This is a genomic window from Leptospirales bacterium, from assembly GCA_019694655.1.
Classification (GTDB): domain Bacteria; phylum Spirochaetota; class Leptospiria; order Leptospirales; family Leptonemataceae; genus SSF53.
In genome coordinates this window covers 14341-26683 of record JAIBBN010000009.1, presented here as the reverse complement: position 1 = coordinate 26683, position 12343 = coordinate 14341, and the positions used below count along the sequence as shown (strand labels likewise).

Sequence of the window (12343 nt, the reverse complement as noted above, 5' to 3'; positions counted from 1 at the left end):
GCTCAATGCGCCGCAGGGCCGCCTTCGCCCAGGATGCTCACATGATAACAGCGCTGGCGCTTTTCCAGTATGGCATAGATGCCGCCCTCGGCCTGCAGTTCCAGCAGGGTCTGCATCAACGCCGCATGGAACTGGCGGCGCAGTGAAGCGCCAATCAGGTAGCCCAATCGCTGTCGCAAGGACTCCCTGGCCTCGCGATTCCAGGGACGAAGGGGAGGCGGCGGCAACGAAACGTAGAATTCGTCATAGAACAGATCAAAGCTGATGCCCGAGCTGTGCGTGGATACGATCGATGCATTGGCATTTCGATTGCGCAGCCGCTCTTGATAGGCGGCCGGTCGCAAAGCGGAGCTGATGGCAAATTTTACCGGCGGTCGCGGACCTTTGCGCTGCAGGATTTCCTGAAAACGAGCGGCGATGCGCTCCAGCCCCCGCTTGGCGGCTGGCGTAAGGTAGCGGTAGCGACGCGGGACGTTATAATAGTAGTACAGGGTATCCGGGGTGTTGGGAACTTCGGCCAGCTTGCCGGCGGCGACCAGCTGCTCCAGCTGTGCATCGCTCTCCACCGGCGGAATGCCATACAGGGCGGCAACCTTGAGATGATCCGCCAGCAGATGGCTGCGCAATTCCGCCTCGCGCTGTGGCGTACTGAAGTCCTCGTAGATCGGCAGACTATCGATGAATTGACGCTCGATCGACTCCGCCTGTTTTACGTAGGCTCGGTTCTCCTCGGAATCGGCGCGAAGCGCAAAGGCCAGCGCTGCGCAGACGCCCATGCTGAGCAGCAACAATGCCAACAGAATCGCTCGCAGGCGCATGGCCTGAAATTTGCCGCGCACGGCGCCGCGTCGACAGAAATTGAGCTGGTTCTGTTGAACCGCGCCGTTCTCTATGTCCGCCGATGCGCGACTTTCTCCTTTCCCTCTTCCTGCGACGCGAGGGCGAACGGTCGGAGTTGGACGGACTGCGCGCATGGGCCATCCTGCCGGTATTGCTCTATCATTTCTGGCTGGCGGCGCGATTTGCAGCGCCGCCATTGCCGGAATGGCTGGCGACCGGATTGTTACACAGCTACTCCGGAGTCAGTCTGTTCTTCACGCTCAGCGGCTACCTGATAACGTCCATTCTGCTGCGCGAAAATGGTCCACAGACCTGGGCTGGAATCGGAAGCTTCTGGGCGCAGCGCGCCTTGCGAATCTTACCGGCGCTGTATGCCTATCTGGCCATTACACTCTGGATAAGCTGGCAGCGTCTGGCGGCGCTGGAAGTCCATGGTCTGCAGGCGGCGCCGGAATATCTGGCGCTGTCGGCCAGCGTACAACGCTGGCCCCTTGATTTTCTGCTGGTTTCCAACTACCGCGAAACCTTTCAGCCACACGTCTGGTCGCTCTGCGTCGAACAGCACTTTTATCTGCTCTTTCCGGCGCTGCTCTGGATATTGCGCGGCCATCCAAAGCAAACGGCCCTTGCCGCTGGCGCGCTCTATCTGCTTCCCGGAATTTTGCGAATGGGACGCGCACTGGCCGGCGACGCAGTCGCTTTTCAGGAAGCCATCTACCACCAGACGCAGTTTCGATTCGATGACATCATGGTCGGGGTTTTGCTGGCGGCGGCGATGCGCGGCTTTCAGCTTTCGGCATGGCTGCATCGCTGGCGCGCAGAATGGAGCATGCCGGCGCTGGCGGCGGCGCTGCTGATCCCCGGACACGTGCTGGCCCTCGAAGAGAATCTCTACTTTCAAGCGCTGCGCTACAATCTAATCAATCTCGGCTATGGCGCGTTGTTGCTGGGCGCTCTGACCTTGCGCGGTCCGCTCTGCGCTTTGCTCTCCCTGCCTTTCTGGCGCCCGCTGGCGCGCCTCAGCTACAGCATGTATCTATGGCATTTCTTTGCCGGCGCCCGCGCCATGGGCGGACTTTCCGAGCGAATCCTGAGCGGCGAGTTTATTGCGCCGGCTGAACTGGCCCGCTCCTTTGCCTCCAGTGCAGGCTTGACCGGGCTCTATGCGCTTGCTTCCTACTATTTCATCGAGCAGCCCTTCTTGCTGCTGCGTCGACGCCTGACCAGGCGCGCTGCTCCCATCGCCTGATTGTCAAACTCCGGCAAACTGTACAGTCATACGAGCTCTCAACGTCGCAGCGTTGCACGTCGCGTCGCAGCTTTGCGCCTGGTTGCCGATCCGCCGTTGTTGCTCTGGCCGGCAATTCGCGGCGGCGCCTTTTGTGCAGAGGCGGAAAGCATGTGCTGCCGGGTCATCGGCGCTTCGTCATCATAGCCGTTCGACAACAGCATCTGAAATAACAGAATGCCGCCAAAGCGGAAGCCGGCGGCCGACGCGCGGAGGTACATTCGAAACATGCGCAGGAAGGCCTCGCCGTACTGGGCGCGGATCGCATCAGCATGCTCTTCCAGCCGACTGGACCAGTGATCCAGAGTCAGGGCGTAGTGGTAGCGCAGATTCTCAACATCAACGACATGCAGCGGACGATTCTTCTTTTCCGCGGGCGCGACCATTTCTGCAAGCGAAGGGATATAGGCGCCGGGGAAAATGTACTTTTCTAACCAGGCATCCAGCGGCGCGGGCGAGATCCGACCGATGGTGTGCACCATGGCCAATCCGCGCGGTTTGACGGCGTGGGCGATTATATCGTAGAGTCCGCTATAGTTCTCTTTGCCGACGTGCTCAAACATCCCGATCGATGCAAACTTGTCATATTGTCGCCTTTCGCGCCCAATCACGCGATAGTCGTCGTGCACGTACTCCAGCCGGTCCTGAGCAATGCCCAGGCGATCGGCGCGCTCGCGAGCATAGGCAATCTGCTCCCGTGAAATGTTGAAGGCCCGCACCTTGACGCCATACTTGCGGACTGCGTGCAACGCAAAGCCGCCCCAGCCGCAACCGGCTTCAACTACCGTCTCGCCCGGCTGCAGCCGCAGCTTACGGCAAACCAGATCCAGCTTGGCAATCTGCGCCTTTTCGATGGAGTCCCGCGGCGACTCAAAATAGGCGCAGGTATATTGTTTTGCTTCGCGATCCAACCAGAGGCTGTAGAAATCATTACCAAGGTCGTAGTGGGCGGCAATATTCTTGCGCGAGCCCTCCATCGTGTTACGTCGACTGAAGTAGCCCCAGGCGAACTTTGCCATTTGCATTAGCCCCGGTTTCAAACCGCTGCTGCGCGCCAGAAAGCCCAGATGCATGACCTGCTCGAGATCGCCCTCAACTTCTATTTCCTCGGCCATGTAGGCCTCGCCAAAACCGACCGAGGGGTCGCGCAGGATGTCGCGCATGGCGCGCAGCGTCTTTATTTTCAACTTAAAGACTGGCTGGCCAGTAGCGTAACGGTAGATGGATCCATCGGGCCACTCAACGACGTAGCCATGGGGGAACTTGATCTGATCCAGCAGGGCTATAATAGTTTCGATCATGGGCCGGGCTCCACGGCGCCGCTGCATCGCGCTGCAGGGGGCAAGACTTGTTAGCCGATTGCCGCGCTGCAGGCTTCTGGCGTCCAGAAATTTCCCGCACAGTACAATTGACGATACTGCAGAATTACGTCGTCTTTGAGGCCGGCTGACAGAAGATTTCAGTTGCTCTACAATGACGTTGATTGCTGTGTCCGGGACATGGCAAGAGGAAGTTCAAAGCGGAAAAAGGGCCGAAAAGGCGGACTGGGCGGCGTCGCGGCGCGCTGGGCATTGCTCGGCGCCGGCGTCCTGGCCGGCATAGGTCTGATTACAGCGCGTCATCTCAATCGGATGCGCAAGCGCGATCTGCTCGACGACTACTTCATTACGCCTTTCGAATTGCAAACGCCTCATCAAAACGTTGAATTTGAAAGCGATGACGGCCTTTGTTTGCGAGGCTGGTGGTTCACACGCGAGGGCGAGGAGAAAACGATTGTAGCCTGTTCCGGTCGCTTTGGTCAGAAGTCAGACTTGATTGGCATAGGTACAGGACTGTGGCGCGCCGGCTTCAACGTAATTGTTTTTGATTGTCGCGGCCGCGGGGAATCAGAAAAGGGCCGAACATCTCCCGGATTTTTTGAACTGAGGGATCTACGCGCGGCGCGCAATTTTGCGCAGCGGTCCATTCCAGGCGCGCGTGTGGCGCTGCTTGGCTACAGCATGGGCGCCAGTATGGCCATCCAGCTGGCTGCCGAGGATCCGCGAATCCGCGCGGTTGTCGCCGACTCTCCCTTCGCTTCGCTGGGCGACCTGGTAGCCGGCTACTATGCTCGCTACTTTCTGCCAGGGCGCTGGATCGCAGCGCTTACGGCCTTCTGGAACCGGCTGATCTTTGGCTGGAACATTGCTGATCTCTCGCCAGAAGCCGATGCATCCGAGCCGCACCAGCGACCGCTCCTTATCATCCACGGCGACGAAGACTCGGTCATTCCCTTACGACACGCAGAGCGCATTCACCAGGCCGCCGGCGCACGCAGTCAGCTATGGGTGGCCGCCGGCGTCGATCATTGCGGCGCCTATTTTCAGAATCGAGCCGTCTATATCCAGCGTGTGGCCGATTTCTTTTTGACCGCCTTTGCAGATTGAGCGCCAGAGTTGACTGCGATGCCGACGACCCCGAGCAAGTACCGTGACTGAACAGAGATTGTTGCACAGCATAGATCATGGCGGTCATGGCGCGCCGCTTGTGATCTTACACGGTTTGTTTGGCTCATCCCGCAACTGGACGCAGGCCGCCCGGGTTTTGAATCAGGCGGCCCATGTCTTTGCCCTCGATCTGCGCAATCACGGCGAAAGCTTTAGCTCTCCGATTCATACGATTGCCGAAATGCGCGGCGACCTCTTGCGCTGGATGGATGCGCAGCAACTGCAACAGGCCATGGTGCTGGGTCACAGCATGGGCGGCATGAATGCCATGGATTTTGCGGCGGCCTATCCCGATCGCGTTCTGGGTTTGATTGTCGTCGATATAGCGCCGCGCGCCTATGCGCCGCACCACCAGCGAGAGTTTGCCGCGCTGCGCACCGATCTCAGCGGCTTGCAGAGTCGGCAGGAAATTGACCGACGCATGGCCGCCGCCCATCCTGATGCTGCTGTTCGACAATTCTTGCAGATGAACCTGGAGCGCACGGCCGAAGGCTACCGCTGGAAACTGAACGTCGACGCTCTGCAGCGCGCGGAAATCACCGGCCAATTCTCGCTGCCGCGCCCGGCCTATGGCGGTCCTGCGCTCTTTATTGCCGGCGGAGCGTCCAGCTACGTGCAGCCCGCAGACCATGCCTTGATTCAATCTTGCTTTCCGGCTGCAAATATCGAAACCATCGCCGGCGCCGATCACTGGCTGCACCACAGCGCCCAGCAGCAATTCCTGGAGCTGAGCTTGCCCTTTTTGCAAGCATTGAATCGATAATAATCGATCGTCAGCGGGAAAGCGAGCCGCCCGCCAGCTGCCCGCAGGCCCCGGCAACTTCGGCGCCCAGGCTGCGGCGAATGAATACCCAGTGGCCTGCCGCGCGCAGTTGTGCCTGAAAGCGCAGACAGCTTTCGCGATCGGGGGCCGCAAATTGGCTGCTCATCGGGTTGGGATTCCAGGGAATCAGGTTGATGCGCAAGCGCATCGGGGCGCAAAATTGAAGCAAAGCTTTTGCATCGTCCGGGCCATCATTGACGCCGGCCAGTAAGGGAATCTCCAGCATCAAACGCTTCTGCGCAAATCGCGACTGCAAGTGCAACAGCCGCCCTATTTCCTGCAACGGATAGCGCAAATTGATGGGCATCAGTTGCGAGCGCAGGTCGTCAATGGCGCTGCAAAGCGAGATGGCCAGATGGAAGGCCTGGGCCTCGGCAAAGTAGCGCTCCAGGGCCGGCAGCACTCCGGCTGTGGAAATGCAAACATGTCGCTCGCCCAGCGCAAACTCGCCGGATCGTGCAAAGAAGCCGGCCGCTGCGATTACTGACTCGTAGTTGTAGAAAGGCTCGCCCATGCCCATAAAAACAATATTACTGACCGGCGGCGCCAGATCCTCGCCGCTGGCCTGCGCCAGACGCGCCTGATCGAGGATCTCCAGGACGCTGAGATTACGTTGAAAGGGCAGAGCTGCTGTGGCGCAAAATTTGCAATCCAGTACGCAGCCTGCCTGGCTGGAGACGCAAATGGTGCGCCGGCCGCGGCCCGGGCGAAGATCAACCGCCTCGACGCGCGCGCCGTCGACAAGTTCAAGCAAGAGACGCGCGCTGCCGTCCAATGCTTGCTGTCGTTCGACGATACGCATTCCAGAAGCTGTAGCTTCCTGCGCCATTGAGGGACAGTCGCTGTCGCTATAACGAGTATTTTACGCGAAAGGCGCCCTCGCTGCCGGGCGGCGCCTCGTCCAGTGGCTGAAATTCCAGACCCTTGGGCGAGCCTGCCGCCTTGCGCGTGGCGTCCGTAATCAGAATATCGTAGGCCTTTGCCGTGTCCTCGCCCAGTTTGCTGGCCGCATTGACTTCTGCGCCAAAGACATCGCTGTCGCCTATACGCAGCACCCGTCCATAGCCCAGTCCAATACAGACCAGCAATTGTTCCTCGGGCGAGCGCGACTGGTTGTAGGCGCTGGAGGCGCGCTGCATGGCCAGACTGCATTGCAGCGCCTTGTTTACATTGCGAAAAATGACCAGGAAACTGTCGCCCTCGACCTTCAAGAGTATGCCATCATGTTCTTCGATGATTGGCACATAGACGCGCTCCGACTCGTGGATCGTTTGCAGAAAATGGATGATTCCAAATTTGGCCACGCCGCGCGAAAATCCGGAAAGGTCGGTGAACATGACGCACCATTCCTCGCCAAAGAGGTCCCAGATGCGCTGGTCGATCTGATTCTTGTCGGCGCCGGGGGCCAGACGCTGCTCGATCAGCGCCTCCAGTCGATCTTCCGAGGCGCTCACATAGACGGAACGGCGATTACCCATGACCATAGCATTCACGCGCCGCCATTTGTGGCAAGCGCATCCTGCAATCGGCGCAAACGCCGCTGGCTTGTGAAAATAGCTAGCTCAGCACCACCTGCTCGCCTCGTTCGCGCAGCGGATAGCCCAGAAAAATGAAAAAGGCGACAATGCAGGCGATGCCTGCGACGGTAACGCTGAGTTTGAGGCCGGTAATCTCATCCGGACCATCATAGTAGGAGTCAATCAGGGCATAGACGCCATTGGCGATGCCAATAAGCGATTTCTGAAAGAAGGCCTGGACGCCAAAGAAGATCGCCTCGCGACGCTGGCCGGTCTGCTTTTCATCCAGGTCGACACAATCGGAAAGCAGAGCAAAGGGCAGCACCAGGAAGCCGGCTACCGGAATTGCGGCAATTGAAACGTAGATTGTAGATTGCAGGGTCAGTGACAGGTAGGGGAACAGCCCCACGACCCAGATCAGCAGCAAGGAGATGCCAGTCAAAAGCAAGGTCCCCAGAAAGGAGGCCTTCTTCCCGATCGCCTTGGACACTTTGTTGAATACAAAGAAAAAAACTATCTGGATGACGATAAAAGGCCCCATCAAAGCTGTGGCGCCGGTTTCCGGAAGATGCAACACCTTGGCCACCCATTGCGGCACAAAGAGCAACAGCGTGGCCAGTGCAAACCAGTAGAGCGAGGTCGTGGCGATAACATAACGAAAGGGCCGATTGCTGATCGTTATTCCAATCCAGCGAAGCACGGAGGCCCCGGCAGCGGCGGCTTCCACATTTTGTGCGGCCCCCGGTTGCTCTTTGATCAAGAACACAGTGGGTAAAAATGAGATAAGACAGAGGGCGGCAACGATCAAACCCATTCCGGAATAGCCCAGGTATTCGATCGCAACGCCGCCCAGTGCAAAGAGCATTGTGCCAACAGTCGTCCACAGCGCCTGCATCGTCGTCAGATTCAATCTGGCGCTGACGCCGCTGACGATTTCCGGAAGCAAGGCCAGATAGGGGGCTACAACTATTGTATAGAAAATATAGAATAGCTGGATCATTGCACAGGCATACACCGCGTTCAACCAGTGCGGGCCCTCAAAGGGCGGCGTCCACAACAGCCAGATTACCAGCGCAAAGGGAACCATGCCGTAGAGAACGAAAGGAATACGCCGCCCGCGTCTGGTATAGGTGATGTCGCTCCACCAGGCAACCAGCGGATCGGTAATGGCGTCCGTCAGGCGTCCGGCGATCATGAAGACGCCAATCACGGCGCCGGTTACATAACCGCCATCAGTATAAAACTTGTAGAGCCATTGCTGGGTGATCAGATTGCTGAGATTCATCCCCAGACCGCCGGCGGCGTAGGCGATCTTTCTGGAAGTGCTCAGCTGGCTCATAGGTCCTTACCCTGGCGCTAGGTGCGCTGCGGCAAAGGGACCGGCTGCGCCCTTGCCTCCGCAACTACAATCACGGCAGGACCCCCGAAAGCTGCAAAACCTGAGCGGCGCAATCCTCAAGCGCCGCCTTCGATATGGTCGCCCAGCAACTCGAGGTACTCCACGGGCGCTTTGCGCGGTCGAGCGCGCGAAAGAGAAACGATCAGCTGCTCTTCGTCGCCGGTCATCAGCAGCTTTCCGCTATTTTTGGAACGCACCTCGGTGCGCAGCGTGCAGCGAATCTTCTCCAGCGAACTTACCCAGGTTTCAGCAAGCAGCGTCTCGCCGGCCTGCGGCGGCGCCAGGTAGTGGAAATTGCCGCCCATATAGAAAAAGGTCGTGTCCATTGCTACAAAGCGCTCAAAACTGAGGCCCAGCTCGCTGGAGAAAGCCCAGCGCGCATCCTCAAAGAGGCGCCAGTAGTAGGCTGGATCGTAACTTCCGAAAACGTTGCGTTCGCTGTAGAGGGCCTGCCACTCGCTGCGCACACGATTGCAATTTCGGGGGCGCTCCTTGTCTGGCACGTACTCCGGCGTCTCTGGAGCGCCATCGCCGCGTATGACGGGAGGCGCTGCCGATTGCGTTGTTTCCCACTGCTGAATCAGCTCAATCTGCGCCGCCGGCTCGCCGCCAGACTCCAGCACGCTTTGGTCCCAGTAAACGAAGTCCTGACGTGCGCCATAGACGCTCTTTACGCTGAGACTGGCGCCGGCATATTGTTGCTTCTTGAACGCAATGCGCGTGAACAGGGGACGCAGCCCAAGACCCTCATCTATCATCCGCGCGATGGAGTAGCCCTCCTGCTCCAGCGCCTGCCAGCGCACCTCCTGGCAAAAACGTTCGTAAGTGCGACTGGTTACATGGCGCTGCGTATCGAGGTCCGTCTGGTAGGTCTTGAATCCGTCGCTTTGCATGGCTGCCTTCCGCCGGGCAGCATACATAACGTTCGTTACGTCGTCAAGCGCGAGCGGCGGGCGCAGCAAATGCCATTGACGATAGTGGAATAGAGGATCGAGCTGACTGAATGCGACCAGCAGTTCGCGATCGGGTTATGGCGGCGGCGGCTCAGCTCTTTTCCAGGCAGGGCTATGGCGCCACGGCCATGCGCCAGATCTTTGCCAACGCCGATGTTGTGCCGGCCAGCCTTTACGACCACTTTGCCTCCAAGAAGGACCTGGGTCTTGCCTACCTGCAGGCCGAGGAGCAGCGCACGCTTGCCGATTTGCAAACGCTGATGCAGCAGTATCCCGATCCGCAGCGTTTCCTGCAAGCCTGGGTTGCGCTCAAGCGTCGCCAGATCGCTCAGCGCAAGTTTTTTGGCTGCCCCTTTGCTCGCTTCTCGATGAACCTCGAATCGCCGCCGGATACCGCCTTTGCTCGCGCGCTGCGTCGCGTGGCCCAGCGCTGGCGTCTGCTGCTGCTGCAATACTTCCGCGCTGCGGCAAGGGCCGGCTGGATTTCGCCCGAGGCCGACCTGGCCGGCGCCGCCAAGGAGGCGCTCTGCATCTACCAGGGCGCCATCGCCATGTGGCGCCTGAGCGGCGACGCCCGTTATTTCCAGCTGATGAAGTCGCAGTACCTGCAACTCTACGATCGCTTGCGCAGCGGTCGGCCGCCGCTGCCGCGACATTCGAGCAGCAAGGGCGCTGGCAATAGAGCCCTTGCTCTCAAACGATCGTAATGCGCGTCGCCTCTGGCGGACAATGAATGCGCATCGGAAAGGAATGACCCAGTCCGGAATTCACGTACATCCTGGTCAATCCGCGCTCATACCAACCGGCTACGAACTCCGCGCCCGGTAGAAGCAAGGACCTGCCCTGCGGCCCGCGCGCTGTACGCAGGTGACCGCCGTGTGTATGACCGGAAAGCACCAGCGAAAAGGGCAAATGCTGGAGCCAGGTAAAATTGGCCGGCACATGATTGAGCAAGATTGAGGGCTGGTCCGGTCGCAGCGCGCTAAGGAGGCGGACGGCTTCATAGGGCCTGCTGCCGTACTCCAGTCCCGCGATTTGCAATTGGCCTTTGCCGCGCTTCAGGACTGTATGCTGAGCGGACAGAAAACGAACGCCGGCCCTCGATAGGATGCGCCGCAATTCGCTGGCTGAATCATAGTAGTCGTGGTTGCCGGTAACAGCATAAATTCCAGCAGGATACAGTTCGTGGAGTCGGTTCAAAAACGCGGCGCAGAGCGGCAGCGCGCGATTGTCGGCATCAACCAGATCCCCCGTCAGCAACAGGGCGTCGCCCGTCGCATGTTCGCGTAAATAGGAAAGCCAGAGCCGGACGTGCGCCTCGCCAATGGCCGGCCCGAAATGCAAATCGGAGATCTGTACCATTCGCAGACCGCGCAGATCCTCGCTGGCGTCCGGCAAGCGCAGCGAAAGGTCCGTGGTAATGGGATGGTTGGAGCCAAAGCTCATGGCGCCAAGGGCCGCTGCAATGCCATAGACGGGCGCAAAATCCAGGGCAGCAACGGCGATTGCAGCGCTGCGCTGCAGCATCTGCCGACGATTCATCCCATGCTCGTCGCTTGCGGCCTGCAGACTCTCTGGCCGTCTTTCATCGCTAACATTGCTCCGCAGCAGTCGTTGCCCGAGCGCTACAAAGGCCAGAAAGGGAAAGCTGCACAGTATTGCCATCGTCAGCAGATGGAGTTGGGCCGCGAGGCCATCGTCCGCCAACGGCCAATTGCCGCCGCCGAGGAAAATCAGCGGCGGCGCCAGGGCAGCGACGGTCAAGAGGATGATGCCCGCGGCAAGTCGCGGTCTGCGTCGACGAAGCGAAAACGCAAAGGCCAGCGCAGCGATTCCGCTGGCGATGCTGATGGCGGATAGAAATACTTGATAGAAACTCATTACCTGCCCCGCTCGCTTCCAAAGTACAGGCCAAGCGCATTGGCAACCGGCCGCTGCGGGCCGGGAAGGTTGTGATGGATGGGAGCGTTAAGCGCCTGCAATTCTCCCGTCGCATTGCGCGCCACCAGCGTACTGGAACCGCCGCCATCCAGGTTCATCACCGTCACTGCGCCCTGCTCTCGCATCAGGGCGACCAGATCCAGAATTCGAGCGCCCATGGAATAGCCGGGCTGGCGCCCATCAATGACCATCCAGATCATTCGAGCGCCGCTGGCGTCGATTCCAATGGCGCTGCGCGGATGTGGTCGATCATAGTAAACGGGGCTCTCGCCCTGCAAGTGTACGCTGAGCTGCCCGTCCTTGAGCAGCAGCGGCTGGCCAGAGATGGCATTCCACGCCGCTATCGGACGTCGATCGAAGCTGATGCGGTTCTCTCGCGTAAAGTAGGCAGTGGAGACTGGCGGTCGAACCCGAATAGGGTACTCAATGCCCTCAGATAAAACCGGACCATTGGGGCTCACCGGCTCGCCTCGATGGGGATAATAGTCCCAGGGCCGACGGTAATGCCAGGGGAGAAAAAAATCGCCGTTCATTGCGGCAAAGAGCCCGCGCTCTTCGGCGTACTCCTGGACTGTTTGCGCCCGGTATTCGCTGCCTGCGGAGAGCGTCGGCCGCGAAATCGCAAAGTGCAGATCTGGCTGCCGCAAATCGATGATCAGCGTATGCACCACCATTCGCCGCGGCGCTTGCAGGCTCTTACGCAGGTAGCGCAAGCCTGGATGCAATTCCAGGCTTAGATCTTCCGGTTGCGGGCGGGCGAGCATTGCCAGGCGCAAGAGCGCCGCCGCCACAATCGGCAACAAAAACGCGGCCAGCAAGGCTGCCAGCGCCGCACCGGTTCGCGGCAGGCGACGCCGCAACCAAAGTGCGGACAGAACCAGCAGCGTCGCCAGAGCGACAAGTAGCAGCGGATAAGAGACCTCAACCGCCATGACCGGCAGCCAGCGGCCCGGCTCAAGCGCCGGCCAGCAGGAAATCCGGCAGGGACCCAGACGGCGCAGGCCGGGCTGAACGATTCGCCTCCGATTCAGATTTTCCAAAATTGTGCTCGCCGACCGCGCCGCCCCCGCCGTGTATGTAATTACACCTGTGTATT

General features: G+C 59.5%; 12 protein-coding genes. 4 read left to right on the top strand and 8 right to left on the bottom strand.

Annotated elements, in window-relative coordinates; all coding sequences use genetic code 11:
• Positions 1-2 precede the first annotated feature (2 nt).
• Positions 3-839: a hypothetical protein gene (locus tag K1X75_12635; protein ID MBX7058905.1), complete on the bottom strand. Its 837-nt coding sequence runs from the start codon at positions 837-839 to the stop codon at positions 3-5.
• Positions 840-901: 62 nt separating this feature from the next.
• Between K1X75_12635 and K1X75_12630 the strand changes: the two genes are divergently transcribed.
• A complete protein-coding gene (locus K1X75_12630; GenBank protein MBX7058904.1) occupies positions 902-2089 on the top strand; it encodes an acyltransferase in 1188 nt (395 codons plus the stop codon).
• A 38-nt stretch (positions 2090-2127) separates the two neighbouring features.
• Here the strand turns inward: K1X75_12630 and K1X75_12625 are convergent, their stop codons facing one another.
• Positions 2128-3429, bottom strand: coding sequence for a cyclopropane-fatty-acyl-phospholipid synthase family protein (locus K1X75_12625; GenBank protein MBX7058903.1), 1302 nt, complete (start codon positions 3427-3429; stop codon positions 2128-2130).
• A gap of 198 nt (positions 3430-3627) precedes the next feature.
• Between K1X75_12625 and K1X75_12620 the strand changes: the two genes are divergently transcribed.
• The gene (locus tag K1X75_12620; GenBank protein MBX7058902.1) at positions 3628-4554 is read left to right on the top strand and encodes an alpha/beta fold hydrolase; all 927 of its coding nucleotides are present in this window, start codon (positions 3628-3630) and stop codon (positions 4552-4554) included.
• Between the two features lie 43 nt (positions 4555-4597).
• Positions 4598-5377, top strand: coding sequence for an alpha/beta fold hydrolase (locus K1X75_12615; protein ID MBX7058901.1), 780 nt, complete (start codon positions 4598-4600; stop codon positions 5375-5377).
• Between the two features lie 10 nt (positions 5378-5387).
• On the opposite strand, the gene K1X75_12610 is transcribed toward K1X75_12615, so the two are convergent.
• The 4 genes from K1X75_12610 to K1X75_12595 form a co-directional block, all read right to left on the bottom strand.
• The gene (locus tag K1X75_12610) at positions 5388-6266 is read right to left on the bottom strand and encodes a 23S rRNA (adenine(2503)-C(2))-methyltransferase RlmN (protein ID MBX7058900.1); all 879 of its coding nucleotides are present in this window, start codon (positions 6264-6266) and stop codon (positions 5388-5390) included.
• Between the two features lie 19 nt (positions 6267-6285).
• Complete coding sequence (locus K1X75_12605) at positions 6286-6915, bottom strand: adenylate/guanylate cyclase domain-containing protein (protein ID MBX7058899.1); 630 nt, start codon at positions 6913-6915, stop codon at positions 6286-6288.
• 79 nt (positions 6916-6994) lie between these two features.
• Entirely contained in the window at positions 6995-8293 is a 1299-nt protein-coding gene (locus K1X75_12600; GenBank protein MBX7058898.1) for an MFS transporter, read from the bottom strand.
• A 116-nt stretch (positions 8294-8409) separates the two neighbouring features.
• Complete coding sequence (locus K1X75_12595; protein MBX7058897.1) at positions 8410-9246, bottom strand: acyl-[acyl-carrier-protein] thioesterase; 837 nt, start codon at positions 9244-9246, stop codon at positions 8410-8412.
• A gap of 110 nt (positions 9247-9356) precedes the next feature.
• Here K1X75_12595 and K1X75_12590 point away from each other — a divergent pair, with 110 nt between their 5' ends.
• Positions 9357-10013, top strand: a complete 657-nt coding sequence (locus tag K1X75_12590) for a TetR/AcrR family transcriptional regulator (GenBank protein MBX7058896.1) — start codon at positions 9357-9359, stop codon at positions 10011-10013.
• Here the strand turns inward: K1X75_12590 and K1X75_12585 are convergent.
• On the bottom strand, positions 10000-11187 hold the full coding sequence (locus K1X75_12585; protein MBX7058895.1) for a metallophosphoesterase: 1188 nt from the start codon (positions 11185-11187) through the stop codon (positions 10000-10002). The genes K1X75_12590 and K1X75_12585 overlap by 14 nt on opposite strands.
• Complete coding sequence (locus tag K1X75_12580) at positions 11187-12179, bottom strand: phosphodiester glycosidase family protein (GenBank protein MBX7058894.1); 993 nt, start codon at positions 12177-12179, stop codon at positions 11187-11189. Before K1X75_12580 ends, K1X75_12585 begins: the two co-directional genes overlap by 1 nt.
• Positions 12180-12343: the final 164 nt, after the last annotated feature.